This window comes from Desulfuromonas sp. DDH964 (assembly GCF_001611275.1).
Lineage (GTDB): Bacteria > Desulfobacterota > Desulfuromonadia > Desulfuromonadales > DDH964 > DDH964.
This window is the reverse complement of the sequence record NZ_CP015080.1, coordinates 353,126-379,332: the sequence shown is the minus strand read 5'-3', so window position 1 is coordinate 379,332 and position 26,207 is coordinate 353,126. Positions and strand designations below refer to the sequence as shown.

28 protein-coding genes are annotated in these 26,207 nt (G+C 55.5%); 27 read left to right on the top strand and 1 reads right to left on the bottom strand.

Features of this window, described 5'->3' with window-relative positions; translation table 11 throughout:
* The first annotated feature begins 166 nt into the window (after nt 1–166).
* The gene (trfA, locus tag DBW_RS01855; RefSeq protein WP_231875372.1) at nt 167–988 is read left to right on the top strand and encodes a plasmid replication initiator TrfA; all 822 of its coding nucleotides are present in this window, start codon (nt 167–169) and stop codon (nt 986–988) included.
* Nucleotides 989–1,218: 230 nt separating this feature from the next.
* Entirely contained in the window at nt 1,219–2,097 is an 879-nt protein-coding gene (locus DBW_RS01850) for a sigma-70 family RNA polymerase sigma factor (RefSeq protein WP_066723405.1), read from the top strand.
* A 153-nt stretch (nt 2,098–2,250) separates the two neighbouring features.
* On the opposite strand, the gene DBW_RS01845 is transcribed toward DBW_RS01850, so the two are convergent.
* Nucleotides 2,251–3,330 carry an IS5 family transposase gene (locus DBW_RS01845; RefSeq protein ID WP_066723402.1) on the bottom strand — a complete coding sequence of 360 codons (1,080 nt, stop codon included), beginning with the start codon at nt 3,328–3,330 and terminating at the stop codon, nt 2,251–2,253.
* Between the two features lie 323 nt (nt 3,331–3,653).
* Between DBW_RS01845 and DBW_RS01840 the strand changes: the two genes are divergently transcribed.
* The 25 genes from DBW_RS01840 (at nt 3,654) to DBW_RS01720 (ending at nt 26,185) form a co-directional block, all read left to right on the top strand.
* Nucleotides 3,654–4,166, top strand: a complete 513-nt coding sequence (locus DBW_RS01840; protein ID WP_157471700.1) for a helix-turn-helix domain-containing protein — start codon at nt 3,654–3,656, stop codon at nt 4,164–4,166.
* Nucleotides 4,126–4,566: a hypothetical protein gene (locus DBW_RS01835; protein ID WP_157471698.1), complete on the top strand. Its 441-nt coding sequence runs from the start codon at nt 4,126–4,128 to the stop codon at nt 4,564–4,566. The genes DBW_RS01840 and DBW_RS01835 overlap by 41 nt, the downstream gene beginning before the upstream one ends.
* A 267-nt stretch (nt 4,567–4,833) precedes the next feature.
* Nucleotides 4,834–5,709, top strand: coding sequence for a ParM/StbA family protein (locus DBW_RS01830; protein WP_066723395.1), 876 nt, complete (start codon nt 4,834–4,836; stop codon nt 5,707–5,709).
* Between the two features lie 14 nt (nt 5,710–5,723).
* Nucleotides 5,724–6,002 (top strand): hypothetical protein, encoded by a 279-nt coding sequence (locus DBW_RS01825; RefSeq protein WP_066723392.1) that lies wholly within the window; start codon nt 5,724–5,726, stop codon nt 6,000–6,002.
* Nucleotides 6,003–6,145: 143 nt separating this feature from the next.
* Complete coding sequence (locus DBW_RS01820) at nt 6,146–6,490, top strand: helix-turn-helix transcriptional regulator (protein ID WP_231875371.1); 345 nt, start codon at nt 6,146–6,148, stop codon at nt 6,488–6,490.
* Nucleotides 6,480–7,796, top strand: a complete 1,317-nt coding sequence (locus tag DBW_RS01815) for a type II toxin-antitoxin system HipA family toxin (RefSeq protein WP_066723386.1) — start codon at nt 6,480–6,482, stop codon at nt 7,794–7,796. Before DBW_RS01820 ends, DBW_RS01815 begins: the two co-directional genes overlap by 11 nt.
* A gap of 96 nt (nt 7,797–7,892) precedes the next feature.
* Complete coding sequence (locus DBW_RS01810; protein ID WP_066723383.1) at nt 7,893–8,429, top strand: OmpA family protein; 537 nt, start codon at nt 7,893–7,895, stop codon at nt 8,427–8,429.
* Nucleotides 8,426–9,142, top strand: a complete 717-nt coding sequence (locus DBW_RS01805) for a DsbC family protein (RefSeq protein WP_066723381.1) — start codon at nt 8,426–8,428, stop codon at nt 9,140–9,142. The genes DBW_RS01810 and DBW_RS01805 overlap by 4 nt, the downstream gene beginning before the upstream one ends.
* Nucleotides 9,143–9,155: 13 nt before the next feature.
* A complete protein-coding gene (locus DBW_RS01800; RefSeq protein WP_066723379.1) occupies nt 9,156–9,440 on the top strand; it encodes a hypothetical protein in 285 nt (94 codons plus the stop codon).
* A gap of 42 nt (nt 9,441–9,482) precedes the next feature.
* Nucleotides 9,483–9,749, top strand: coding sequence for a type IV conjugative transfer system protein TraL (locus tag DBW_RS01795; RefSeq protein WP_066723377.1), 267 nt, complete (start codon nt 9,483–9,485; stop codon nt 9,747–9,749).
* Entirely contained in the window at nt 9,746–10,303 is a 558-nt protein-coding gene (locus tag DBW_RS01790; RefSeq protein ID WP_066723370.1) for a type IV conjugative transfer system protein TraE, read from the top strand. The genes DBW_RS01795 and DBW_RS01790 overlap by 4 nt, the downstream gene beginning before the upstream one ends.
* Nucleotides 10,303–11,172, top strand: coding sequence for a type-F conjugative transfer system secretin TraK (locus DBW_RS01785; protein WP_066723368.1), 870 nt, complete (start codon nt 10,303–10,305; stop codon nt 11,170–11,172). The genes DBW_RS01790 and DBW_RS01785 overlap by 1 nt, the downstream gene beginning before the upstream one ends.
* Nucleotides 11,162–12,328: a TraB/VirB10 family protein gene (locus DBW_RS01780; RefSeq protein ID WP_066723365.1), complete on the top strand. Its 1,167-nt coding sequence runs from the start codon at nt 11,162–11,164 to the stop codon at nt 12,326–12,328. Before DBW_RS01785 ends, DBW_RS01780 begins: the two co-directional genes overlap by 11 nt.
* Nucleotides 12,328–12,717, top strand: a complete 390-nt coding sequence (locus tag DBW_RS01775; RefSeq protein ID WP_066723362.1) for a TraV family lipoprotein — start codon at nt 12,328–12,330, stop codon at nt 12,715–12,717. Before DBW_RS01780 ends, DBW_RS01775 begins: the two co-directional genes overlap by 1 nt.
* The gene (locus tag DBW_RS01770; protein WP_066723359.1) at nt 12,717–15,158 is read left to right on the top strand and encodes a TraC family protein; all 2,442 of its coding nucleotides are present in this window, start codon (nt 12,717–12,719) and stop codon (nt 15,156–15,158) included. The genes DBW_RS01775 and DBW_RS01770 overlap by 1 nt, the downstream gene beginning before the upstream one ends.
* Nucleotides 15,112–17,127, top strand: coding sequence for a hypothetical protein (locus tag DBW_RS01765; protein ID WP_197463796.1), 2,016 nt, complete (start codon nt 15,112–15,114; stop codon nt 17,125–17,127). Before DBW_RS01770 ends, DBW_RS01765 begins: the two co-directional genes overlap by 47 nt.
* The gene (traN, locus tag DBW_RS01760; protein WP_066723354.1) at nt 17,124–18,575 is read left to right on the top strand and encodes a conjugal transfer protein TraN; all 1,452 of its coding nucleotides are present in this window, start codon (nt 17,124–17,126) and stop codon (nt 18,573–18,575) included. The genes DBW_RS01765 and traN overlap by 4 nt, the downstream gene beginning before the upstream one ends.
* Entirely contained in the window at nt 18,572–19,204 is a 633-nt protein-coding gene (locus DBW_RS01755) for a hypothetical protein (RefSeq protein WP_066723351.1), read from the top strand. Before traN ends, DBW_RS01755 begins: the two co-directional genes overlap by 4 nt.
* On the top strand, nt 19,170–20,168 hold the full coding sequence (locus DBW_RS01750; RefSeq protein WP_066723349.1) for a TraU family protein: 999 nt from the start codon (nt 19,170–19,172) through the stop codon (nt 20,166–20,168). The genes DBW_RS01755 and DBW_RS01750 overlap by 35 nt, the downstream gene beginning before the upstream one ends.
* Nucleotides 20,165–20,914 carry a type-F conjugative transfer system pilin assembly protein TrbC gene (locus tag DBW_RS01745; RefSeq protein ID WP_066723347.1) on the top strand — a complete coding sequence of 250 codons (750 nt, stop codon included), beginning with the start codon at nt 20,165–20,167 and terminating at the stop codon, nt 20,912–20,914. Before DBW_RS01750 ends, DBW_RS01745 begins: the two co-directional genes overlap by 4 nt.
* A gap of 139 nt (nt 20,915–21,053) precedes the next feature.
* Nucleotides 21,054–21,428 (top strand): hypothetical protein, encoded by a 375-nt coding sequence (locus DBW_RS01740; protein ID WP_157471696.1) that lies wholly within the window; start codon nt 21,054–21,056, stop codon nt 21,426–21,428.
* Entirely contained in the window at nt 21,425–21,925 is a 501-nt protein-coding gene (locus DBW_RS18005) for a S26 family signal peptidase (protein WP_082820130.1), read from the top strand. Before DBW_RS01740 ends, DBW_RS18005 begins: the two co-directional genes overlap by 4 nt.
* Before the next feature lie 9 nt (nt 21,926–21,934).
* A complete protein-coding gene (locus tag DBW_RS01730) occupies nt 21,935–22,189 on the top strand; it encodes a hypothetical protein (protein WP_066723336.1) in 255 nt (84 codons plus the stop codon).
* 11 nt (nt 22,190–22,200) lie between these two features.
* Nucleotides 22,201–22,926, top strand: a complete 726-nt coding sequence (locus DBW_RS01725; protein WP_066723334.1) for a hypothetical protein — start codon at nt 22,201–22,203, stop codon at nt 22,924–22,926.
* Nucleotides 22,916–26,185, top strand: a complete 3,270-nt coding sequence (locus DBW_RS01720; protein ID WP_066723331.1) for a conjugal transfer protein TraG N-terminal domain-containing protein — start codon at nt 22,916–22,918, stop codon at nt 26,183–26,185. The genes DBW_RS01725 and DBW_RS01720 overlap by 11 nt, the downstream gene beginning before the upstream one ends.
* Nucleotides 26,186–26,207 lie beyond the last annotated feature (22 nt).

Genomic DNA, 26,207 nt, shown 5'->3' with positions numbered 1-26,207 from the left:
CCTCCCCTGCGCTTGCTCATGCCAAACACTCCAGAATCATGAAGATGTTTGCGGATGCCTTGGTGCGCAACGAACAAGGGACCGAATGCGCCGATGAAGGTTGCATCGAGGCCAAAGCGTGACGGGAGATCCTGCGGAAAACCACAAAATCGTGGGGGGAGACGGATTGGCTAACCCGGCCAAACTCCACCCTGAATTGATGGAAGTGCTGGAACGATTCAGGGAGTCGATCGAAGCGAGCCCCAAAAATCTGCCGGATTGGAGCCCTACAAAAGGGGCCTCCCCAAATGAAATTGTTCGCTCCGCCCTGTTCACAGCCCGAAACCGCAACCGACGCAGGGTTTATCTCAAACAAGCTGAAATCATCGTCACCGGAGGGGGAAGCATCCTCTACCTCGGCGAAGAGTTACGCCAGGACGACGAACTGGTTTGGATGCGGCTTCTGCAGCTCGCCAAAGGTAAACCGCTTGGGGAGCCTATTTATTTCACACCCTATTCTTTCCTGAAGGCGATCGGCTGGCGGGTCAACAACTGGGGATACCAGCATCTCAAAACCTGCTTGTTACGCATGAAGGCCACCGCCGTGCAAATCACCTCCAATCGGCTTCACCAGACGGTGGTGACAAGCCTCATCGATTACATCGCGATGTGGGACCCGGAGAAACAGTCACCTCTAGCGGAATGGGAGGTTCGTGTCTCGAAAGTCATGAGCCTCCTGTTTGCCGATGGGGCCTTCACGTTGATCGACCTGGAGCAGCGGAAAGCCCTTCCGGAAGGAATCGCCACGAAGCTCCACAGTTACTGGTCCAGCCACAGGGAACCCTATCCGGTCAAAGTCGAGACGCTGCAGAAGCTCTGCGCAAGTGAATGCGAGCTGAGGTTTTTCAGAAGGGAACTCAAGAAGGCGCTGAACGCCCTGGTTGCCGTTGGATTCCTTGAAAACTGGGGAATCGAATCGGACCTGGTCGCTGTCATCCGCAAGAGATGAGGGTATCGCTGAAGGACTCACGGACTATCGCTGGATGACTCACAACTTATCGCTGATTGACTCACGGGGTAACGCTGAATGACGCACGCAATTATCGCTGTAAGACTCACGGAACTATCGCTGAATGACTCACTGTGGACAACTTGAATCAACAATAAATTCGGAGTGTTAAGCCTGAAAACTGAGGGCGCTAACCTCTTTTAACCTTTTATTAACCAATAGGGGGAATCATGCAGATCTTTTCGCCTGAAGACGCCATTCTCTGGGTTGACCAGAATGCGAAACAGATACAGGGGCATACGAGAAAATACCTTCCGTTTGCGCCCTACGACCAAGAGGACTTTCTCCAGGATGCTTATGAAGCGGCACTGGAAGCCGTCAATGTGTCCGCTGACCGACAGATCCCTTTCCCGGCGTGCTTTTGGATATTGTTCAAGGGCAAGGTCTCTGATGTCACTCCGAACCCGGGTTCGAAACGAAACGCGGGGTCTCCCTCGCCCCCATCCACCTTTTGCGACTGGACTGATTTTTCCAGGGATGAATTCGACCAGGCAACCAAGGACGACAATGCTGAATCATTGTCCAGCATCGACATTGACAAGGTCTACCCCCTGATCCAGCACTATCTGACCCCGGTGGAAGAACGGGTTCTCGAACTTCTCCTTGGAATTCATGACGGCCCAATGAAAATTCGGGAGGCCGCGAGGCATTTGGACTGCTCCCCCGCAAATATTCGTCAAGCCCTGAATCGCGTTTGCAGCCGACTGTCAGCCCTGGTTGAGCAGGGCGAGTTAAGCCTTCATCTCGTTGACGGTGAAATTATCAAGCAGCAGCTTCATCAAGAAGACAGGGTATCTCAACCGGCGGCATGTCCCATCCCCATGGAAGAGGCCAACTCTATTCCCAGTGAGGACATGGAGAAAGATCTGAAAATTCGACGAGACTGCCCGAATTCCCAAAACGATTCGGGAGGTCAAGAGGAAGCGAATGCGCGACCGCGCTCCGCAAGGAAGGCTGGCAGTATTCCCTCCGATCTTCGCCTGCGGAAAAAAGCCGAGAGCACTATTGGGCGGCAGACCGAGAACGTGATGGCTTTAGCAGGCCGTTGAAAAACTAGCCGGGAGTCGGCCCATTGCTCCCGCAAGCGATTTTTTTGATCTTTGACAATCTGTGTTTCGTTGGCCCCGGAGCGAATGCCCTTGTTCGGATGCCCGTTAAGGCCGTTTTTCTGGCCGCAAGTGGCAACATTTTGCCCCTATCGGCTAGGTTGCCCAGATCAGATTTCGCATTCGGATCAAATTGTATGCACTCATGGCGAACTCGAAGATCCAACCGACCAGGTCAAGTCCTCGATGGCGCGTTTTGCGCAGGCATCCAACGGTTTTCAGCCAGCCGAAGATTTCTTCAACCCGCTTGCGAATGCGCTGGCTGACCTGGTAACCGTCATGGCGGGTGGTGCGGCCGTCAATCACGGTGCCCTTGTCCTTTTGGGCCACATGCGGCGTGGCCAGCAACCCTCGTAGACCATCGACGAAGACCGGCACATCGTAGCCCTTGTCGCCCCCAACGGTGATCTGGTGCGCTCCCGGCAGGTTTTCGATCATATCCAGGGCGGCGCTCCATTCGGCGCTCCCATTGGCTTCGGTTAAACGGCTGTCGACCACCAGGCCGTTTCGGTTCTCCATCAGGGCGTGTCCCATGAAGCAGAGCTTGGACTCCTTGCCTTTGCCCTTTTTGAGCAGGCGGGCATCCGGGTCGGTGGTCGACTGATGTGTATCGTTCTTGCGCTTCTGCCCCTTGAAATCGACCTCGGGGTTGCGACCACCGGTAGTGGGCGGGTCTTGGTCCCGGTCATCCTTGGGGCGGAAGCTCTTCATGGAGGCCCAGGCTTCGATCAAGGTTCCATCCACGGTGAAGTGGTCTTTCGACATCAGTCCGGCCCGTTCCGCCAGCCCCTTGGTGGCCTGGAAGAAGGCGGTCGCCACTTCAAATTGCATCAGGCGCTCACGGTTCTTGGAGAAGGTCGAATGGTTCCAGATCTTCTCGTCCATGGACAGCCCGACGAACCAACGAAACAACAGGTTGTAATCCAGTTGCTCAACCAGCATCCGCTCGCTGCGGATGGAATAGAGCACTTGCAGCAACGAGGCGCGCAGCAGTTGCTCCGGCGGAATCGACGGCCGACCGGTGTGAGAATACATCTGGCGGAACAACGGTGCGAGGTCATCCAGCGCGCTATCGACCATGGCCCGGATCGGCCGCAAGGGGTGATCCTTGGGGACCCTGGCTTCCGGGGAAATATAGCTGAACATGGCCTGCTGATTCGGATCTTCACCGCGCATAATAGTTTCTCCAGCAAAATCGACTGTTTATGCGCGAAATTATAGCAAAATCAGGTTGCTTGGCCTAGTAAAATCAACGGCTTAGGCAAATAGTTTTTCAACAGCCTGCTAGAAGAAATCAATTGCCGCGAGGTTCGGGGCCTTTGCTTTAGCGAGATTCGCCCCCGGGAGACCCTCGGCATCGCTGCAACCAGAAAGTTCGGCTCTTTCCCGAGCCTGTTGGCCGCAGCCAGGCAAATTTCTTCACCTGGGTGCAGAGACGGACCTGGCCGCTTCTGGTCAGACTTTTCGCCTGGGACACACCCTCTCGCGAGAAGTCGTTCGTGCTTGGCTGCCTGATTTTCACACCAGGAGCATTCTGGGTGTTTTGGAGGAATTTCGTGACCCTTGGAAAAAGAATCCGCATGGTGCGGGGAGATAGGACCATCGCTAATTTTGTCGAAAGTTATGGTATCTGCCCCAACACCTTGATGAATTACGAGTCGGACAGAAGAAAACCAGACGCAGCGTTTCTCGCCAAGCTTTGTGAGCTTGAAGGTGTCGAACCCAACTGGCTGCTGGGCTTTAACGAAACCAGTGGCGGCGACATCCAGTACAAGAGAAATGTCCTTGAGATGGTAGCCGTTGAGGCAACCAAGCTGGCTCCATTTCAAATCGGACCGAAGATAGGAAAACTATTAACCCTAGCCTACGAGCGAGCAGTTATGACCCATGCCGGCAAAAACCAGGTTGAGGTCATCGTGCGGGAGCTCCTTGAGTTCCTTGATTCGCCGGGGAGAAAGGTAAGAGCACCCCATGTGCGAGACGCCGATCAAAGACGCAGCACACCTGGTTAATTTGCCGCAGAGAGTCCTCTATCGACTGAAAAAGGACGGGATCATCGGTGATCCAGTATCGGATGCCGATCTCAGGGGAGTAGCCATTCTAGCCCAGATCTGGGGAAAAGTTTGGTATATCCGCAGCATGATGTCCTCCCTGTCTATGGCTTCAAGACGGAAGCTTTGCCTGACGCCGGACCTGTCAGGACCAGAACGGTATGCCTTGTCGTGTTACCTGAACGCCAAACAGGGCGAGAGAATCCTGGTCAAGGACATCATCGGAAAAGTGAAGCACTATTTGAATGCGCCCTTGACCGAGGAGCAGGTGACCAAGGTCAGGGAGATTGCTTACGACATCAGGCGGGGACGCCGCCTCGATCCCAGAAAAAAGGTGGATTGTCTGGAAAATGCTGAATAACAACTCTGGAAATCGCTGAAAATAATAAAGGTAGTTATTCCGTCTGGAATTTCCGCTTCCTGTTGTCGTGAAAAGAGATCCCCTCCCCGGAACGTTGGCTGGCGGGACATTCCCCCATTCCCCAATATCCAGACAGAGCCAAGTAAACAATTTTGGCAACGTTTACATTTTTGTCGGCAAAAAGGGCACAGGTAAACCAATTAGGTGACAAAAAAGTAAACAATCCTCAGCGAAGTAAACAAAACCGTAAGCGAAAGGGGAAACAAAATGGTCTTTGTCTGCGATCTTGGTTTTTCTGCCCTGAAATGGGTGTATGGAGAAAAGAGAGGCCGGATCATCTCCGCCTATCGTCGTACCCACGATGGCCAAATCCTTGTTGGTGATGACGCCCTCATGACAGCCGGCTCCAGTTACCTGAAAACCGTGGAGGATCTGGTGCACTTCTATCCCACCTTCGTCGATGCAGCGTTCAATGCCGGCAAGGTTCCCAAGGAGACACCCCTCATCGTGGGCCTGCCCTACGGAGCCTGGGCAGCAGAAAAGGACCGCCCGGCCGGCGTCGTTAGTACCTTGACCAAAGTTCTGAATGGCAGTGGCTGGCCGGATGTTCGAGTCCTGCCCCAGGGCCTCGGCGGAGTTCGACTCTTCCTTGACCAGAACCCCGGCACCAATGGAAACGTTCTGGCTGTGGACATCGGATTCAATACCGTCATTTTCACGTTATTCGCGGCAGGAAACAGGAATATCATCTACGGTGACACTTTTTACAAACGAGGGGTTCACCAGATGGCCATCCAGCTGCTGCTGCCGAACATCAGGGAGCTTGCCCCCTCTCGCACTTTCACGCCGGTCGAGGTCAGCTATCTGATCGAACACGGCTACATCCAATATGGATTCGAGCGGCACGACATCAGCAAGGAGATTGAAACGGCGGCTAAAGCCTACATCGAGGATGTGCTGAGAGACATCAACGGCGAACTCCAGGCACACCTAGGATTGAAAGCGGCCTTTGACAACGTTCTGGTCTTTGGCGGTGGTGCCACCCTGATTCGTGACACCATCTCCTCAAACAGGGTCAATATCAAAATCCTGCCGGAACCTGAATTCGCCAATGCGGCGGGCTTCGCGTTGGCCGATGGGTAACCAGGAGGAGCAGCATGGCAAACCGGATGCTGAGGTTGACGGTTCACGATCCAAATGTCATCAAGGCCCTGGACGCATTGCGCAAGACAAGGAAGCAATCCGCTTTTATCGTTGAAGCGTTGCGGCATTTTTTGTCTACACCCCAAGGGCAGGAGCAACTTGCCTCCTATCTCGCTTTGAAAAAGCAGCGGGCACCAACTCCCGCGCCCAAAGAGGTCGTCCCGGCAGAAAATCCGCCCGCGTCCATCGAAAAGGTGAAAACCAATCTGGACGACATCTTCAAATTTGAATGAGACTGCAATTAATGACTCATATATAGGCCATATTCATTCAATAAGCCTTCTATATGAGTCATTTTTCTTGACAGTACGATCTCCATCCAGCATAGTCTTACAGAGGAAATGCAGGATTGAACGGCTGTCACCAGAAACCGGGATTGAGAAAAGCGATGACTCAGGCACGGCCTTTTTCGAAATACACCATGGAAGCTGTCAAGCTGCTCGGCAAGCAGATCCAGCTTGGACGCAAGCAACGGCGCTGGTCTGAAACCGAGCTTGCTGAGCGTGCCGGGATTGCCAGGGCGACCCTGCAGCGGATTGAAAAAGGTGACATGGCCTGCAAGATCGGGCTGGTCTTTGAAGTCGCGACCCTTGTCGGGATCAAACTTTTTGATGCGGATAGCGAAACACTAAGAGGGCGAATCCTTGAGGCCGACGAGCGGATCGCCCTGCTTCCCAAGCATATTCACCCCAGCAGAAAACCGGTCGACGATGAATTCTAAGCCAGAAAAATACACCGAAGCCTACGTCTGGATCTGGCTGCCGGGCGAAATCGAGCCGGTCGTCGCCGGAAAACTGACGGCGGAAGGGGACACGCTGGTTTTCAACTACGGCAAAAGTTATCTCGAACGAGACAACGCCATCTCCATCTATGACCGTGAACTCCCTTTGCGACCAGGGGCGCTTCCACTGCCGAAGGGGCTGACCATCCCCGGTTGCATCCGTGATGGAGCCCCGGACGCCTGGGGTCGTCGGGTGCTGCTGAACCGGTTGCTCGGTCGCAAAGGGAAAAACGCGGATGTCTCTCAACTTGACGAACTGACCTATCTGCTCGAATCCGGTTCCGATCGTATCGGAGCACTCGATTTTCAACTTTCACCGGTCGAATATGTACCTCGATCCCCGGTGAACGCCTCCCTTGAGGAGTTGCTGCGCTCCGCCGAGCGGGTTGAAAAAGGTGTCCCCCTGAATGCAGACCTTGACGAGGCCCTGCATCATGGCAGCTCGATCGGCGGGGCACGTCCCAAGGCTCTTATCGAACATCAGAACAAGAAATATATCGCGAAATTTTCCTCGACGACCGATCTCTACAGTGTCGTCAAGGCTGAATTTATCGCCATGCGTCTGGCTAAACTGAGCGGGCTCCATGCCGCCGAGGTGGATATGACCTCGGCGTTGGGAAAGGATGTCTTGCTGATTGAGCGCTTTGACCGCATCTGGTCTGAAAAAGGCTGGCAACGACGCCCCATGCTTTCGGCCCTCACCCTGCTGGGCCTAGATGAAATGATGGCCCGCTACGCCAGCTACCAGGATCTGGCTGAGATCGTTCGGCACAAATTCACCGAGGCCCAGGCGACGCTGAAGGAGCTCTTTGCCCGTATCGTCTTCAATATTCTCGTCGGCAACACCGACGACCATGCCAGGAATCATGCGGCTTTCTGGAATGGCGAGACCCTTTCCCTGACCCCGGCGTATGATATCTGCCCGCAAGGACGCAGCGGAAACGAGGCGACCCAAGCCATGCTGATCGGCGGCGACAATCGCATGAGCCGAGTCTCCTCATGTCTTGACGCCGCACACCAATATCTCTTGTCACCAGATGAAGCCCGCGAGATTGTCAGCCATCAGCTTACGATGATTGGTGATTGCTGGAATGAAGTCTGCCAGAAGGCCGATCTCAACGAAACTGATCGCAGATTGTTATGGGGTCGACAGTTTCTCAACCCATTTGCCTTCGATGATCTGTCAGGTGAGAATGTCTCCCTAAAGACGTTCGCTGAGGAAATCCGCAACAAGAACGCTCTCTGAGCGGCCTGCCATTTGATTTTATACCCAGCCCCCCGTCCATAGACATCTTCCCCCCCTCCCCATTCCGGGAACGAGATCAAATTCCCGGAGGGCTCTGTGAAAAAATTCCTGCCAATCTGCCTGGCAATTCTGCTTACCAGCAGTGCTTGGGCTGATTCGATCTGTCGTCAAGTCACGGCCGTCGATTTCGGACCAGTTGTTTCCAGCCAATCCAGCAATGGGTTTGTCATAACCCAAAACTGCGAAGAAGCTCACCTGAAGGCCCTAAAGCCGGTCCAACTATCCGCTCTCATCCGCCAGGAGGAGAGTCATCACGCTGCCTCCGCATTGCCACCCGATTCCGGATGGACAGTCAATTTCGGCCTTAATTCATCCAGTTTAAACAGGGACGATTTAGACCTTCTGAACAAGATCCCACACAACATCAAAGTGAAAGTCACTGGCTATACCTGCTCGATCGGTAAAGAGGCTTACAACGACAAGCTGTCCCGGAGCAGAGCCGAAGCGGTCGCCAATTATCTACAAAGTCGAGGGGTCACCCTCACCACCGTCATAGGCAAGGGCGAGTGCTGCCCTGTGTCCACCACGGACCTGAGTAAAAACCGAAGGGTCGTCATCGAGGAGGAAAAATGAGATTTACCCTTTGTCTGATACTGGCTGCGTTTTTAGGAATTCAGCCCGCACTCGCAGAAGACCCGGCTGGAGATCCTGTCGATCAGCTTTCCCAGCTTCTGCCCAATACGACTATTGACGGGTTTGGTCCAACGCCAATACCCGGGCTCTTCGAGGTAACAGCGGGTGATCAGATTTTTTACTTCAGCCCGACCGGTCACCTCGTTTTCGGAGAAATCTGGACCAAGGATGGTCGCAGCCTCACTGCTGAACGCCGTGAACAGGTCATCGCGGAAAAGATCAAGCGCCTCCCTCTCCAGAAATCGCTGACCATCGGCAATGGCCCACACCAGGTGATTGAGTTCACCGATCCGGATTGCCCTTTCTGCCGCAAGGTCGACGCATTTTTCGCGAATCGTTCAGACGTGACCCGGCATGTTTTCTTTTACCCAATCGCAGGACTCCATCCGAAAGCTGCGCCCAAGGCTCGATACATCCTGTGCAGTGATGACAGAGAAAGGGCCATGCGAGAGGTCTATGCCGGGGCATGGGATAGCGAGGCCTTACCACCACTGGCGAACGGTTGCCAAGAAACTCTCCTGGACGAGCATCTGCAGCTCGGAGGAATGCTCGGTGTGCGGGGAACACCGACCATCTGGGTTGACGGAACCGCAATCAAGGGTGCCGATCTCGCCGCAATCGCCGCCTTGCTCGACCAACCATCAAAACAATGAAGGAGTTTTTCCGATGAAAAAGGTGTTTCTCTTCACTCTTCTACTGCTTTTCTGCGCCGGCCCCGTGCTGGCCATCACCGCTCCGGCAACGACCGGATTCGCCTACACCATGTACGACATTGTGGTTGTGAAAATGCTCCAGGGAGCCATCGGCTTCATCGCCGGCCTGGCTCTCGTGATCTGGGGGGCATCCATGCTGCCGCGTGGCGCATACCTCCCCGCCGCGTTCACAGTCGCCGCTGGAGGCATGGTCATCAAGGCAGACACAATCGTCACAAGCCTTGGAATGATGATCTGAAAAGGAAAGGGGGTCCCCGCCCCCCCTTCTTTGGAGAAGCCCATGGAAAAGAAAATGCCCCAATACCTTTCCAGCCCCTACCAACTCCTTTGGTTTGAACCGGATGACCTTTCCATCATGGTCATCGGGTATCTGCTCGCCATGGTTTTTGGAGGAATCTTCTGGTTGGGAATGATTGCTGGCCCGGTGACCTATGGACTGTTGAAGCGCCGCTATCCACGAGGATTTTTGCGGCACATGTTTTACATGATCGGCTGGACCAAGCTGCACGGCTATCCGACCTTTTTCGAAGAGGAGTTCGTCGAATGAAGTTCGATCTCTTCGTGCAGAAGACCAGCAATCTCTTCGCGGAACGGCGCTTGTTAAGGCTGATCGTTTTTCTGATCGGAGGGCTGCAGGTCTTCAACTGCTTGCTCCTCTTCTCTGTTTTGGATCAGAAGCGCACCATCCTGATCCCGGTAGGCAACCCGAACAAGGTGTCGGTATCCGGTTCCTCGGCGGATACGACCTATTTGCGTGAAATGGGACGGTATGTCGCCGGGCTTGGCCTGAGCTACAACCCCGGAACCGTAAGACAGCAATATGAAGAGCTCTTGTCCCTGTTCTCTCCGGAGCGCTTCGCAAGCGCGAAGGAGCAGCTCTATGAGGCAGCGGACACAGTGGAGACGGCCGGAGCGTCGAGCGTCTTCTTTATCGCGGACATGACCAACCACCCGGAGCAGAAAATCCTCGACATCACCGGAACCCGGCAGATGTTTGTCCAAGACCAGAAAACGGATGAAAAACAGTTGGTCTACAGGCTCGCCTATCAAATCCGGGATGGCCGTTTCTGGATCAATGACTTTGCGGAGAGGAAGAATTAATGCGCTGGAATCGAATGCAAATCGCCATTTTGGGCGGTCTCGTATGGGCGGGGTCCTTGACCCTTGCTTATGCCGATAAGGGAATCTCTGAGGTTTGGCCCACGGTCATCCTGCCGGAAGTGACAACCAAGGTGAGACTATCAAACACCGACGTTAATCGCCTGGTGTGCCCAGATGGCATCAAGGATGTGGTGTTCAGCCAGGAGAAAGGCGTCAAGGTGAAGATCACCGACGGCAACGCCTTCCTCAAATTCCAGGTCATCAAAAAAGGGGAGGAGATGATCTACACCGAAGTTCCTTCCGAATTCTATGTGGTCTGCGGAGGAGATATCTACAGTCTGGTTGGAATGCCTCAAAGAGTCCCGGCGCAAACCATTCGCCTATCAAGCGGGAAGAAACAGAAAATCCAGCAAAACCTCTCCCTCTTCAACGGGATGCCGTTGGAGAAAAAGATCCTCACCCTGATCCGGCAGACCTACACCGACCAGCTCCCCGAGAGCTATGAGGTCAGAGTCGTCAACCGCCAGATAAATCTCTTCCCCGTGCTCTGGATGAGCTTCACCCGGGAAATCGTCGTTGAGGGCGAAGGTCTCGCTGTGCGCGAATATCGAGTCTCTCTCAAATCCGGAACGGAACCGGTCCGCCTGACAGAGCAGGAATTTCTCCGCTCCGAATTGACCAGTCAGCCACTGGCGGTCGCGGTGGATGAATTGCTCTTGAGCGATGGGAGTCATTCCAGGGTTTTTGTTGTGGAGCGAAGAGACCCTGATTCTCCATCACCAATGATCAAACAGACCGTGGACAAGGCCTCCGGAAGTAAAAAGCCGGTATTCCAGCCGGTCAATGAGGAGGGGACAGATGGCCCTTAAGGAAACCTGGAAAACCCTTGCTCCCGAACGAAAGAGAAAGTTCGTTCTGGCCGGGACGATCGCCCTGGTCTTGTTGCTGGGCGCGGGTGGTTACCAAATGCGATCCAAACCCGTCCCGCATCCGCGTACCGAGGAGAAGTCCACATCTCTGATTCAATCGCCGGGCATGCTGCAGAAGTCCCTGTACCAACAATCACAAAGAGAGCTGGCGAAACGCGACCGCCAGATGGAGGAGCTGCGGGGGCAACTGGCCACCTTGATGGAAAAGGACCAGGACAGGGAAAAAGAAGGTCAGGAGAACAGTCCGGGTCCTCCATCAACGGAGCGTCCAGTGACCACGGTAGACACCTTGAAATACCCTCCGCCACCTCCTCCAGGGACGGTTTATCCCGCGATGCCGTCGCAATCCGCAGCGCCGCCTCCTCCCGAGGAGATTGTCGCCGTCGGTGACATCGGCATGATTTCGGCCCCGGTGTCGGAGATCGTCGCGGATAAAAAAAAAGCGGATGGTCAGAGGATCTATCTTCCTCCCTCCTTCATGGCGGCGACCCTACTTTCCGGCCTGGACGCACCGACCTCGGAATCCGCAAAAGGGAGCCCAGTCCCGGCGTTGCTCCGAATCAAGGACCTGGCGGTATTGCCGAACAGCGTCAAAGCGGATCTCAAGGGGTGCTTCGTTATCGCGGAGGGGCTTGGGAACCTCGCTGACGAGCGAGCACACATGCGACTGGTTTCCCTTTCCTGCCTGACCCGGGAAGGGCAGTCGGTCATCGACCAGAAAATCAAAGGGTTCCTCGTAGACCAGGACGGCAAGATTGGCCTCAAGGGGAGAGTCGTCAGCAGGATGGGCAGTGCGATCGCCAGGTCCATGATCGCGGGATTTTTCGGTGGGCTCGGGGAATATGTCGCGGCCCAAAACACCATAACCAGCACAAGTCCTCTTGGGACAACGCAGACGATCAATACCGGCGATGCCCTGCAATACGGGGCCGGGAGCGGCCTGGCTTCCGCATTCAAGGACACCCAGAAGTTCTACCTCGACCTCGCCAAACAGGCATTGCCTGTCATCGAGGTTGGCGCGACGAAGGATGTCACGCTGGTGATTGAAGAGGGAATCATGCTGGAGCTGCGAGATCCCGATAAGGAGAAAAATTGATGAGATGGTTGCTGCTTTCCCCTTTTTTGCTCCTGACGTTGAGCGGCTGTCTGAATCCTTACGCAGGCGACTTCAAATGCCCGGAGACGGACAACGGAAAATGCGTGTCCGTTGAGGACGCCTATCACGAGTCGAGAGGGAATCCGCTCGGCATGTCGAGCCAGCCGAGCACTGGAGATTATCAAGAGGCTCTTTATGGACGCATGGCCGGATTGCTGAAGGAACCGGAAACGCCGATGGTCGTTCCGTCCAAAGTGATGCGGGTTCTGATGCTTCCCTATGAGGGGAAGGACGAGGAACTCTATCTCTACCGCTACGCCTACATTTTCACCGACCGTCCGCGCTGGATCTTGACCGACCCGACGAAAACGCCCATGGGAGAGCAATAATGGGTCTTGCAACCCTTCTTTTTGGTGACGGGGGGCTGACAAAAGGGCAACTGGCTCGTGATACGCGGCGTAGCACGCTGTCAAGCTATCTGCCCTATATCGCCTACGATCCGGACACCAGAATCTACTTGAACAACGACGACACCCTTGGACTGCTCTGGGAATGCTCGCCGGTTGTCTTTGCCGGTGAAAAAACCATGCGGGCCCTGGATGGACTTTTCCGCATCGACTTCCCGGCAGGAACCATTCTCCAGTTCATCCTGCACGGAGATCCCCATGTCGACCCGATCTTGGCGGACTTCAAAAACCTCAAAGGCAAACGAGGGGAGTTGTTCGAGCAAATCTCCTCCGCCCTTACGGACCATTTTCGCACCGGGGCGACGGGGGGTTGGGAGACAACCGGACCGCTGCTGAGGAATTTCCGGGTCTTTTTCTCTGCGAAATGGCCCCGAGATAAAAAAGCCAACGTGGCCGATATCGCCGGCATGGCCGAGGAAGCGCTGGCCGGCGCGTCACTCCATCCCAAGTCGGTAACACCGTCGCACCTGCTCGACTGGCTTCGCCGGTTGCTGAACGATTCTCCTTCCGGGGATCTTGGGCATTACGACGAGACTATCCCGATCAGAAAGCAGGCGATCTTCGCGGAGACGGTGACAAGCAAGGCTTTCGACCACGTGCGCATCGGGGAGCGCGAGTGGCGCTGTCTGACTCCCAAAGGATACCCCCCGGAAGTCAACCCGCTGCAAACCAATCAGCTCTTCGGTGGCATCGAGGGGGGATCGTCCGACGCGGACCAGCTTCCCGGTCCGTTTCTTTACTGCTTGAACGTCCTGCTGGAGGACCAGAAAACCAAGCTGCACGCCAAGTGCAACATGATCCTGATGCAGCAGGGCGTCGGCTCGTTCGCACCGAGTCTGTCACGCAAAAAGGAGGAATATCTCTGGGCGACCGGCGAGATCGACAAAGGGGCCAAATTCTACAAGATCATCCCTGTCATGTGGGTGTATGACGCTCCAGACAAGGCCAGGCGAGCCCTGGATCGCGCAAGGCGACTCTGGGAAGGCCAAGGATACCTGATGCAGGAGGATCGCGGAATTCTTCCGGTCATGCTGATCTCCGCGCTGCCATTCGGTCTCTACGACACCGGCAGAAACGTCGACCAGTTGGAGCGGGACTACATCGTACCTGCGGGTACGGTTTCAACCATCCTTCCTGTCCAGGGGGATTTCTCCGGAGTCGGACGCCCGCAGATGATTTTCGCCTCGCGCAAGGGCCAGGTCGCTGGTCTCGACCTGATGGACAAGGAAGCAATCAACCACAATGCCTTCATCGCGGCTTCCAGCGGTTCCGGCAAGAGCTTTTTCATCAACTACCTGGTCACCAACTATTTTTCGGCCGGAGCCAAAATCCGCATCATCGACATCGGTGGCAGCTACCAGAAGATGACCAAGATGTGCGGAGCCCGTTACCTGGACTTCACAGACGAGGCGGACATCTGCATCAACCCCTTCACCAAAATCATCGAGCCGGAACACGACATCCCGGTGATCGCGCCGATCATCGCCCAAATGGTCTATTCGACCACCGAAACACCGCCGAGCGAGATCGAGATGACGCTGATCAAGAACGCGGTGCGTTGGGCTTGGGACCAGGAGGGGAACGCGTCCGGTGTCGACACGGTGCATCGTTACCTTTCGGATTACAAGGATCATGGCGGGCACAACGGAGAGATCCTCGCGGCTGCGGAAAAGCTGGCGTTCAACATCGAAGACTTCACCAGCCGAGGACCCTACGGGCGCTTCTTCAACGGCCCCTCGACCTTTGACATCTCGAACGACGACTTCGTGGTGCTGGAGTTGGAACACCTTGAGCCGAAGAAGGAACTCTTCCGGGTGGTTACCCTGCAGATCATCAATGCCGTCACCAAGGATCTCTATCTTTCGGACCGCAAAACACCCCGGTTCGTCATTTTCGACGAGGCGTGGAAGTTTCTCGGAAAGTCGGGGCACCTTCAGGAGGTCATCGAGGAGGGCTACCGGCGAGCCCGGAAATTCAAGGGCTCGTTCAATGTCATTACCCAGTCCATTCTCGACCTCAAGCAGTTCGGACCTGTCGGAGACGTCATCCAGGGGAACAGCGCCTTCAAGTTCTACCTGGAATCGGGGGACTTCGAGCGGGCGGCGGCCCAGAAGCTGATCAATTACGACCCGTTTTCCATGCAGATGCTCAAAAGCGTCAAGAGCCGCAAACCCCGTTACTCGGAGATCTTCATGGACACACCGTTCGGCGTCGGGGTGGGGCGACTGATGGTCGATCCCTTCAGCTACTACGCATTCACCTCGGACGCCGATGAAATTGCCGAGATCGAGGATTTGGTCCAGGAAGGATTGTCCTATGCCGAAGCTATCAAAGCGATGGTGGACAAATATCGTCGCCGCTAGTTTCGCGACACTGAGCCTGTTTCCCCCGAATTCACTCGGGGCCGCGACAGGAGACATGGCCACCGGCCAGTCAGCGGGCCAAGCGGCCGGGGAGACGATCCGAGGCAAGTTTGGCTCTCAGGATTTGCTGCGGCAAAACATCCTCAATCCGGTGACCTCCTCCGAGTCTCCGCTTGAGACCGTGGACGGCAGTACGGCTTTCCCCGGGCAGCTTTCCTTTCCCAGTTCCAGGAAATTCCTCGAAGTCTTCATGCAGCCCGGCCCAACCGGTGATCTCTCGACCGTGATCGTCGGGGAGGATCTTAATTTCGACGGCACCACCGATTATTCGTATCGGCTTCCTTATCCGGTCTCCGGGGTCTGCGCCAATGGGATCATTGCCTGCGCTCCAGGGACCTGGACAGATTGCCAGCACTATCTCTGGGCGGCAGACTCCACCGGCCGGGTCAACCTGCAGGGGACCTCCCCGGATAACGTTGGTGGCTGTTACTGCATCAACAGCGACTGCGGCAGCAACCTGGTCTGGAGCAATGCCCAGGTCATTCTGAGGGACCTCGGCGGCGGGGTTGTGGGGGCTATGCAACAAGCGAACGCGGGGTTCACGGTTTCTGACGTGAGGCTCGACAGCACGACGATCTCCTATTACGGGCAGGACGCCTCGCGCACAACGGACGCAAGTGGAGCGCCTTCAGCAGCGTCTCCAGTCCCGCCACCACAGACGGCTTACCTGAACAATCCTTTGGCGATCCCCGGCCAAGCCCAAAGCATGGCCATGGCCCAGTCCAGTGATTCCAGCAGTCTCTACAATCTGGTCAGCGGGTTCAACACGAACCAGCAGCAGAATGTCTGCGATGTGCGTCGTCTGATCACCATGAGCAAACCGAATATCAACGATGTGATCGTTCCCCTGGGTGGAACCGGAGCCGTCCAGTACTGCGGCCCGGACTGTATCGACGTCATTCTCGGCCAGGTTGGGGACAACTACTGGAGTGGACGATGCGCCATCTTTGAGAAGAATTTCCGGGTTTTTGTCAAACAGCCGGACCTGATCCAGTCAGCCACGATCGTTCGCGCCAAATGGGACGATTACATGCAAATCTGGATCGGCGGCACCAAGGTCTGGAGCGGGCCGAACAACAACTTTCCCCCGGAAACGGCGGGAGCGTGCGAACTGAGCACGAGCTGGAACCGGAATCCGAACCAGGACGTCACCAGCTATTTCCAGACCCACGGAGAGATCCAGACCAAGATCCGCGTTTCCGTAACCGGAGGCGGGGAGGGTTACGCTTTCGTGCGTATCCGTCTCAAGCCGGATCGCTGTGTCATCGAGTCCAGCGTCCTTGATGGGTGCGCCGCCCTGTCTTCCCGCGCCGATTGCTCGCTGCAGGAGGAGAAGGTGGACGGGGTTCAAGCCTACCACAGCGCCAACCCGACCAGTCTGACGCCTCTGCCTTCATCGAAAACCCTCACCCAGGGGGATTGTACCGAGACCATCACTCAGGACTGGTGGCTCAAGGAACGAATCTATTTCTGCTCATCGCCTGTCTACGACTTTTCGGACACCAAGACCAGATACGGGCAGGTCGTCGGATCGCTGACAACTGGCAGCTCATCGGCCAGCTATCAGGATATGCAACGGAGCAACGGAGGCTGGGTCTCCTCCTCCGGAACCATCGGACTGATGGATTTGCCCGATCACGACGAATGCGAGAAAGCCTGTAAAACCAGGCGGCCCACACAAGACACTCAAGCTGTCCTCGCCGGACATTCCGAGCAATTCAAGACCAGCACAGACAGCTACGACATTCTGTATCACACCTGTTTCGACGACCGGTGTCCCACCGAACCGGGCGAGGAGATCCTCAAGGACTGCCAGTGCCTCAACGAGTTTGCCGAGGCGGCGACCATCATGCAGATGCTCAGACTGGCCGGTCAGGACACCATTTGCTCTGACGGGGTGCCAAAATGAGAAGAGCGGTCGCCTTTATTGTTCTGGTTTGCTTCATCCTGGGAGCGCCGATCAACGCCCTGGCGGTCATGTCTTGCGGTGCGGATCTCAATGGTGATGGCTTCGCCGACGCCGCAGGGGAAACAGCGGCCTGTTATTCAGCTCCTTTGTGGGGGCAGGACACCTCCCAGTGGTTTTGCCCGGTGCAGCCCACCGATTGCCAGAGGGATTTCGCTGAGCCGATCATTGAGCAGACCTGTTCGCTTCCAGGCTTCACCTACATCGAGTCGCGAAACCGGTGCGAAGCCCCCTTCACTTCCGGGTGTGGCGGAGCGCAGTATGACCCGACTTTGAGTGTCTGTTTCACCCCGTCAACGGCAACACCAACCTGTTCGACTGGCACCTATGACCAGGCCACGGGCAAGTGTGATCTGCAAACCTATTCCTGCCCGCTGGGAGAATACTCCTGCCTCGACACAGGGGCTGCGACTCCTCAATGTTCGCCCAACCCCTGCATCGATGTGGCGAACCCCTCCAATGACGTGTCGCTGCTGCCAAGCGAAGACCCCATGCTTCAGAACGATGGCCAGGTGGACGCCAACGGAAACTGTCTTGGCGAGATCTACATCTTCAGCGGCAAAGGAACCCGTTGCCGGCCTCCCGGTCTGTCCGTCGGGTACGCGAACGACTGTTGTGACAGCAGCGATCCCGTCCTGATGGACTCCACCACCGGGAGCAGAATCAACAACGTGGCCTCCGCCATTTCAACAGCCTACGAAATGGCCCAGGTTGGCTACTACTCCTACCAGATCTCTACCGGAGCCATGGCCGCCGTGGAATACGGCGGACAGGTCGTGGTCTACAACATGGCAAACGGCACCATCGCTGCTTCTTACGCATCCGGGACCGCAACCGCCTCGGGCGTCATGGCCGCCCAAGGCACAGCGACCGCTGGTGCCGCGACTACGACAGGCACGGTGACTTCGGGTCTGTCGTCCTACGCAAGCGCCCTGTTCAATCCCACCACGATCGCTATCGCCATCGTGGTCATGGTGGTGATGAAGGTCATGTTCGGCAACGGGTGTTCCCCGGAGGATATCGAAACCGCCATGCTGGCCAACTCCGACTACTGCCATTATCTGGGGACGGTCTGCGAGCGGAAGTGGAAATTCGTCGGCTGCGTGCAACGAGCCAAGCGGTTCTGCTGCTTCAACTCGAAGATGGCAAGAATCGTTCAGGAGCAGGGAAGGCCGCAACTCAAGGCTTTCGGACCCAGTGGCGGCTGGGGCACCGCCGAAAACCCCAATTGCCGAGGATTCACTCCGCAGGAATTTCAGCAGCTCGATTTTTCCCGGATTGACCTGACCGAATACTTCGGGGACATCCAGCAAAATCTCTCCCAGAAGATTCAGGACGCCCAGACCACCGTACAGCAGAAGATTCAGGACCACTACGAGCAGATACGATGAACATTGCTCCGTTGAAAATGGCCATTCCGGTTCTGGTGCTCTGCTTTCTGGCCGTCTCGCCAGCTCAAGCCAAAGTCATCGGCACGGTTGGTCAGGTTTATCCTATCGTGGAGCGCGACGCTCTGACGGAGATCGAGGAAAGAGCGAAGGACGTCAACTGGCGGTCCATTCTGGACAAAGAAAAGCCCGAAGATTTCAGGCCGTCGAACCTGGTTCCGTTGCCGAGGGCCACGCATGATCGCTCTTTTCTGGTGGATATGACCTACACCTTGGAATTCGATGTGCCGGATGGGCGAGGTGGAATTCTCTATCCCCGTGGTTACCGCTTCAATCCTCTGGATTACGTTCCTTTCAACCAGACTCTCGTGGTTCTGGATGGAGATGACCCCGAGCAGTTGGACTGGCTGAAGAGGTCCTCGCTCCTGAGCGAGCCGGGCTCGCAGATTCTTCTGACCCAAGGAGCCTTTTCAAGGGTTGGGGAGCAACTTGGCCGAGCCGTGTTTTATGCGGGCAGGCGCATCCTTGAGCGATTCAAGCTGGCCGCAGTCCCTTCGGTCATCAGCAGGAAAGGCCGCCTGATGGAGGTTAAGGAAATTGAGATCCCTGATTCTCGTTCTTCTGTTCAGTAGCTTTCTTTTTCCGGGCGGCGCCTGGGGGAAGTGCGACTCAAGACCGATCAACCCGGTCACGGATATTTGCTGGCAGTGCATTTTCCCAATCCAGTTCGGGGGGAAACTTACCCTGGGTAACAGCCAGGGGCAGGTCCCTGTGGAAAACACCTCACCTCCGGTCTGCGCCTGCTTCAATGGTGGAAGCCTCACCATCGGGGTCACGGCGAGCTTTTACGAGCCGGCCAGAATGATCGAGACCGTCCATGACGCCTACTGTTTCCCCTCGATGGGGACCTCCATGAGCAATCCCCAGCCGGGTCTTCTAAACGGCTCCATCGATGATCAGGACGTTTCGGGTGGCTCGCAGGTGTTCCAACAGGCGCACTATTACATCCTGCCGGTCTTCGCGATCATGGATCTGTTCGTGGACTTTCCCTGCCTTGAGCAGGAAGGCTTCGACCTGGCGTACATGACAGAGGTCGACCCTCTCTGGAGTAACGATGCCCTGGCATTCCTGATCAACCCCGAGGCCCTGTTGTTCGCAAATCCCGCCTCACAGCTTTCGTGCATCCCGGACAGTACCGCCGCGAACCTTGGGTATCCTCTCGATTCGCTTTTCTGGTGCATGGGAAGCTGGGGCAGCGCCTATCCGCTGTCAGGGACCATTTCGGAGAGAAACGCCACCACGGCCAACGCCGGGCTGGCGGCGCGAATGCTTTTCAAGCTCAGCCGGGAGATGTTGCTTTGGGACACCGCGAGCAACGCCTGCGGGCCGGTCATGGCACCGATTTGGCGCAAAAGCCATTATCGCCTGCAAATCGCCCGACCGGTCAAAGGAAACGACTGCATCCCCATCGGTCGTAGCGACCTTCTCTGGGGCAGCGGCAAAAATCCTCCCGGTGGGGCCGGGCCAAACGCTCCGGACAATTTCCTCTGGATTCTGACCCGCAAGAACAAGTGCTGCATCGGGTATTCGCCATGAAGCGGTTTATCCTTGGTTTGATGCTCATCCTTGCTCCGGTCATCTCAAACGCGGCAGGGGAAACCGAATCCCTTGAGGAGAATCTTCGGCCTCTGATGGAACAAGCCGAAACCGTCGAAGTGGCTCTTCCTGAAATCGACCCGGAGGCCCAAAAAGCCGCAGAGGATCTCTTCCGGCTTTATCAATCGGATGGTTTTCAGAAGAGGCTTCAGCACGAGCGCAAAAGGCTTGCGGATGAATTCTTCGGCGCGAAATGGCTGGCGGCAGAGAACCCAAAAGGAGAAAAAACCGAGGCTGCCGACAGCCCCGCTTCGGATCGAATCTATCTTTTTGTCTCTTCATCGATGCCCCTGACGACGCTCAGAAACTACGTCGCGGACATGGCAAGACTGAACGATTCCAGGTTTGTCATGGTGCTGCGCGGCTTTGTTGGCGGGGCGAAACACATAGGGCCAACCTCCTCGTTCATCGCGAACGTCTTGAAGGCAGATCCACATTGTGAACTTGGACCCGGTGGCGAATGTGCCATGCGCGAGCTTCCATTCATCGTTGATCCGACTCTGTTCAGGCAAGCCGGGATTGAAAAGGTGCCGGCCATAGCTTTTGCCCCTGATGGAAATGTGAACGGCAGAGCTTTGATCGTCTATGGCGACGCCAGCCTTGGTTATGGTCTTGAACTCCTCGCTCGCGAAACCGGGAACAAAGATTTGCGTCGGCTTGCGGAGAAGTTGAAGCCGATTCCATGACCTTCCCCCAGCCCCTATTCCCAAGGTGAAAAGGGGTGCGTTCCTTGGAGATAGCTTTGGCCCTCTCTGGAAATCGCTGAAATTAATAAAGGCAGTTATTCCCTCTGGAAAGATCGCCCTGCCGAATTCGGAGGCCCTGTTGAACGAAGAAGAAAAGGATTCCCCTTTGCAATCGACCGATTCGCCTTCCGGGCTGGAGACTCCACCTGACGCCCCCCCTCCAGTTGGGTGGAGCCCGGCCCGGATCTTTTTTTGCGCTGTGTTGGTCTCGGTGACGATCTCTTTCGGCTCGGTTTATCTCTACGACCGATTTATCGCGCAAAAGGTCGTGGCAGTGGATCTCCAGGGGTTTTTAGCAAAGCAGAAGGGATTGTACCTGCAGGGAGACATTGACGATGCCGAACTGAAGAAGCGGATGGATCGGCTGGAACAGCTTGTGGAGACCATCCCAAAACGTTACGCGGTAGTCCTTGGAGATGTCGTGGTGCGCAATGTCGAGGTGATCGAGCCGTGACAACACGCAAGAAGCGGACGATTCTACTTCTTTCCCTGTTGCTGGCGGGATTCGCCGGCTCTTTTCTTCCCGGAAGAATCAGCGTCACACTCACACCGTCTGTCAAACACCGGGTCTGGTGGCTCTCCCAAGACACGTCCAAAGTCCGGCATGGACAATATGTTCTGTTTCATCTTCCTTCGTCGAACCTGAAAGGTATGCCGGTTCCCGAGACGGTGGTCAATGGACAGGATATTCGAGCTATCAAGCGTGTCGGGTGTGACGAGGGAGAGACATTGAGTCAAAAGAGGCGAGATTTCTTTTGCGGCGACGAATTTCTCGGTCATGCCAAGGAGACGTCTCAAAATGGAGAGCCACTGACACCGTTTCTGTTCACCGGAAAGATTCCCGCAGGCGAGGTCTTCCTGGTGGGGGATCATCCAGACAGCTTCGATTCCCGCTATTTTGGCTTGATTGAAAAAACAAACTATCTGGCCTGGGCTCGGCCGATTTTCTAGGAGGGGTCGGTGGACTGGATCAATCAACTGAATCCGCTGAGCCACATGGGAGCCGGCGAGTATATCGGGTTCTGGCAAAACCTGTTTGCGACCATCTTTCTCGGGTTTTGGAGCCGGATCTTCGCTGTCCTCCTTCTGGGACTCTCCTTCTGGTTCGGGGTGCGGCGGCGTAACTTCATGATGGGGTTCTGGACGTTCCTTGCTTCCGGGGGAATTGCCTACGGTGCCGCGCTTTTCCGTTTTCTGGGGCTGCTGTCCCGCTAGGAGATCAAGGTTTGGGAAAAAACGATTCGAGCAGCGACATCCTGCCCATGCCGCCCGGCCAGGAAATCCATCCCAAGGGGTTTCTGGAGGCGATCTCCTACATCGAGCAGAACTTCGCCAACGAGCTTGGCGGGGCGGTCATTCGCGACACGTTCCTGACAACCAAGCAGCGTCTGGAATTCTTCGAGGTAGGCTTTCGCAGCTCCTTTATCTCTGGGTTGATTTCAGCGCTGTTGACCCCCTTCGCCATCGGCGTTGTGGAGCGGTACATCCCGGTGTTCGGTTCCACGTCGCCGGATACTTTCGACATGCTGTTCGCGTTTCTGCTTGCCGTTGGCTATTCCCTCGGGTTTGCGATCTTTCTCGCCTACGCCTGCACCAAATTCGTCGGGACCTATACCCGTGCCATGACCAGGAACCTTCTTGGCGGGGTTGTCGCAGGTGCTGTGCTGAAAGCGATTCTGGCCTTTATCGGCTTCCATTTCCTCTACATCGTGGTCATGACCGATTCGAACCTCCAATGGGCGGCGACACAGCTCTACCGGCTCAAGCTTTCCAAGCCTTCGGTGCTGGCCGTCTACGACTGGGTCTATGGGTTCAAGGGAGTTTTCCTGACATCAGCGTGGTTCATTCTTGGAATCACCGTGGTCTTTATTGCGATCCCCACAGTCGCCATGCTTCTGGCCATGAGACGGAACCGAAAGCTGATCGAGGCAGGGGTTGTCCATGTCGAATAGGTTCATAAGAAAACGTCTCGCTCCTGTTTCAGTCCTGGTGTCCATCCTCGCCCCGGCCCCGGCGTTCGCTCTGGATGCTGATTTTTATACCTGGGGAGGGTTTGATGCCGTCGCCAGCGGGCTCCAAAGACTCGCCCTGATTTTCAGCGACGGCGGGTATCGAGGACTGTTTTTTTCGGTCATCGTGATGGCGATCATGTTTGGCGGATTTGCGATTGTCGCCCGCGCCGCAAGTGGGGCCAGGGCAAATCCGGTATCCTGGCTCGTTCCCATTCTGACCGGCGTCGTGATCTACCTCGGACTCGTAGTGCCGACCGGCACGATCCATCTTTATGACAACCAGACCAACAAGTATCAGGCGATCGGCGGCATCCCGGACGGGATCGTCGCGGTGGCGGGTATCCTGAACCTGGTAGAGCGGGGCATGGTGGAGATTGTTTCGACCACCGGAGATCCCCGCAGCTATACCGACCAGGCTGGCGGCTCAGGTTTTCTGGGGTTGTTTCAGGCTGCCAGCAAGGTATTGACCACCGACGACACCCTGATGGACACCTCGGTGAACAAATACATTCAGGACTGTGTCACCTTCGAATTAACCCGACCCGGAACGACTTTGACGGTAGACGAATTGCGCCGTACAACGGGTGACTTCAGGACCTCTTTGGCGAAGGCCAACTCTCCAGCAATCTACACAGTCTATTACGACCTCACAGCACCTCAGGGGCAGACCATGACCTGCCAGCAGTCCTGGGTGAACATCAACACCTACCTCGGATCACCCGCTCATCTGGAGGAGAACCTGAAAGGGATCTGCGCCCAGATCGGCTATGACACATCGGCTGTGGCCAGCTATCAGAAATGCAAGACGTCCCTGCAGGCGACCTTTTCGGATCTTGGCGTGTCCGGGGTGACAACGGACGATTTTGTCCGTCAGGCCTATCTCTCCCAGCGGCTGCACGACGTGTTTCGCTCAGGAGATACCGCCGCAGTCGCCAACTACAAGTTTTTGATGAACGCCAGCGGTGCCATGAAAGCCGCCAACGAATGGCTGCCGATCATGAAAGGCGTACTGACGGCTGTCGCATTAGGGCTGGTGCCCTTTCTGGCCCTCTTCATTCCGACACCTTTGCTGGGCAAAGCGATCAGCGTCATGCTCGGCTTTTTCATCTGGCTGACGGCCTGGGGAGTAACCGATGCCCTTCTCCACCAGTTTCTGATGGATTATGGAACCAGGGCGATGGAAGGGGTTCGGCTGCATAGCGGTGGCTCTGGCCTGGGTATGGACGCCTTCTACTTCATGCCGAATGAGACAATCAAGATTCTCGGCATGTTTGGAACTGTGAGGATGGCCGGCTTGATGCTGGCGACGGTTATTACCGGCATGCTGGTCAGATTCGGCGGTCATGCGCTGGCCACTATGGGCAGCAGCCTCATGGGTCAGGTTCAGAACGCTGGCCAACAGGCAGCACGAATGACCGAAGATCCTTCCGGTCGAGCCGCTGCTCTCAAGTCAAACGCCTGGTCCATGCCGACCGAAACAATTGCCAACGATCAGCGCTATGGTTATCGCGGGATGATGACCGAAGGCCTCGTGAATCAAAGCTGGGGAGTTGAGGGTGCGGCGGCCAGGCTTCAAAACATGGAAGCGCTACAGAGGCAAGGGGCGGTTCCGCAAGCCCCTGGCAGGTTGGGGTTAGGAGGTTTCGCCAGGCAGTCCCAAGCCATGGACAAAATCGCCACACCTAATGGTGTCATGGGCTATGGGACCACACCAGACAAGATTGTAAATTCGGACCTGCGGGGGGAACATACATCCGCGACCACGGACTCGATGGGCTGGCGTCTCACGAGTAACACCTTAAAAAACGAAGCTGGAAATAATGTGGCCGGCACCGTAACTCATTCCGGGGCGGCTGGAACCGTCAAGGCACATCTTTATGACGGGAGAGAAGTCATTGATCAGGTTGAGCTTGCCGGGCTTTCCGGAAAGTTTGGGCTCGGGTATCGTGAGGACGCAGTCAGAAAGGGTGCTCACAGTTTAGCCGCAGAGCATACATGGAACCGTCTGGCGCAGAAAGTTGAAGAGGATTCAGTCCATTCCAGTGAGTCCAGAAGTTTTAAAGAGGCGGTCAATAATAATGTTTCAGAAGAAACTGCACGTCGCGTTGAAAATGGTTCGGCTTTTTCTCAAGTTAAGGATGAAACAAGGCAAGACATACTGGAGGCTGGAGCTAGTATCGGATTAGGTAAGGGAGCAAAAGGGCTGATATCGGCGTTATCCCTCGGCTTAGTTGATGTAAACGCGCAAGGAGGTGGGAGATATCAATTGATAGGGGCTGATGGGAAAAAAGCTTCTTTCAGCGCCAGTGAGTCAGAGGTAAATGCGATGAGAAATACCGCAAGTGAAATTCGAGAATCGGCCCTAACTCAATCACTTCAAACTTCTGAGGGGCGAAAATACGCTTCTTCTTTATCCGCACAGGATATTGGAAAGGAAGGGTATTCATATATCCAGGAGGCTGCGGCACGTGATACGACTTCAACGGCTCAGGACATGGAACTAATGACGGCCTACGCAATGCACAGAGCCCAAAAGGACTATGGTGCTGCTAGTATTGAAAACATCGAGCGTACTGCTACCGATATTGCCGCTCAGCGCACCGGAAGTGCGGAGGAGCAGAATTCCCTGAACAAAGATATCCAGGGGTTCATTGCCAATCGGTATAGTACCCTCGATAACGAGCAACATGGCAACTGGGTTTTGCGTGATAAAGCAGCAATTCAGAACAAAGTGACTGGAAGTGTTGGAAATCTTCGAGAACAGGCTGATTCGGCTGCAAGTAAAGCCAAAGCAGCAATAACCGATCATCGTCTTGATGGTCCCCGTCCATCAAATATTGAAGGTCCAACTAGTCATGTAGAAAAAGCGGCTGATAACCGCAGGGGAGCAATTAATGCCGCCTATGAAGACAATGGAGCCTTTGATTTTGGGTCAAACACATTGAAGCAACTTGGAAGGGATTTGGCTCGGCCGATGATCCCACAGCCTGATAGCCCGGATGCTCGATCTTTGGTTGGTGGTCCGAATACTGTAATTATTGAGCCAGCTCCGCCTACTCCAACTGCCCTGAATACCAACCCTTCCGATGGAATTTCGACTCTTGGAAATGTGAAGCCGAGATCGGAAAAAAATTGGGATATCGATCCAGATTCACTTAAAAGACTTGAAGAAATGTCACAAAAATTGGAGGGGAGATAGAAACGCCCATATTACAATCCAG

What these genes read in the sequence shown, in the direction of transcription:
- DBW_RS01770 (WP_066723359.1), top strand. Translation starts at nt 12,717, where the DNA reads ATGGGTCTTGCAACCCTTCTTTTTGGTGACGGGGGGCTGACAAAAGGG.
- DBW_RS01720 (WP_066723331.1), top strand. Translation starts at nt 22,916, where the DNA reads ATGTCGAATAGGTTCATAAGAAAACGTCTCGCTCCTGTTTCAGTCCTG.
- DBW_RS01765 (WP_197463796.1), top strand. Translation starts at nt 15,112, where the DNA reads ATGCCGAAGCTATCAAAGCGATGGTGGACAAATATCGTCGCCGCTAGT.
- DBW_RS01790 (WP_066723370.1), top strand. Translation starts at nt 9,746, where the DNA reads ATGAAGTTCGATCTCTTCGTGCAGAAGACCAGCAATCTCTTCGCGGAA.
- DBW_RS01745 (WP_066723347.1), top strand. Translation starts at nt 20,165, where the DNA reads ATGAAGCGGTTTATCCTTGGTTTGATGCTCATCCTTGCTCCGGTCATC.
- DBW_RS01795 (WP_066723377.1), top strand. Translation starts at nt 9,483, where the DNA reads ATGGAAAAGAAAATGCCCCAATACCTTTCCAGCCCCTACCAACTCCTT.
- DBW_RS01825 (WP_066723392.1), top strand. Translation starts at nt 5,724, where the DNA reads ATGGCAAACCGGATGCTGAGGTTGACGGTTCACGATCCAAATGTCATC.
- DBW_RS01800 (WP_066723379.1), top strand. Translation starts at nt 9,156, where the DNA reads ATGAAAAAGGTGTTTCTCTTCACTCTTCTACTGCTTTTCTGCGCCGGC.
- DBW_RS01815 (WP_066723386.1), top strand. Translation starts at nt 6,480, where the DNA reads ATGAATTCTAAGCCAGAAAAATACACCGAAGCCTACGTCTGGATCTGG.
- DBW_RS01805 (WP_066723381.1), top strand. Translation starts at nt 8,426, where the DNA reads ATGAGATTTACCCTTTGTCTGATACTGGCTGCGTTTTTAGGAATTCAG.
- DBW_RS01755 (WP_066723351.1), top strand. Translation starts at nt 18,572, where the DNA reads ATGAACATTGCTCCGTTGAAAATGGCCATTCCGGTTCTGGTGCTCTGC.
- DBW_RS01850 (WP_066723405.1), top strand. Translation starts at nt 1,219, where the DNA reads ATGCAGATCTTTTCGCCTGAAGACGCCATTCTCTGGGTTGACCAGAAT.
- DBW_RS01775 (WP_066723362.1), top strand. Translation starts at nt 12,328, where the DNA reads ATGAGATGGTTGCTGCTTTCCCCTTTTTTGCTCCTGACGTTGAGCGGC.
- DBW_RS01780 (WP_066723365.1), top strand. Translation starts at nt 11,162, where the DNA reads ATGGCCCTTAAGGAAACCTGGAAAACCCTTGCTCCCGAACGAAAGAGA.
- DBW_RS01785 (WP_066723368.1), top strand. Translation starts at nt 10,303, where the DNA reads ATGCGCTGGAATCGAATGCAAATCGCCATTTTGGGCGGTCTCGTATGG.
- traN (WP_066723354.1), top strand. Translation starts at nt 17,124, where the DNA reads ATGAGAAGAGCGGTCGCCTTTATTGTTCTGGTTTGCTTCATCCTGGGA.
- DBW_RS01835 (WP_157471698.1), top strand. Translation starts at nt 4,126, where the DNA reads ATGTGCGAGACGCCGATCAAAGACGCAGCACACCTGGTTAATTTGCCG.
- DBW_RS01830 (WP_066723395.1), top strand. Translation starts at nt 4,834, where the DNA reads ATGGTCTTTGTCTGCGATCTTGGTTTTTCTGCCCTGAAATGGGTGTAT.
- DBW_RS01845 (WP_066723402.1), bottom strand. Translation starts at nt 3,330, where the DNA reads ATGCGCGGTGAAGATCCGAATCAGCAGGCCATGTTCAGCTATATTTCC.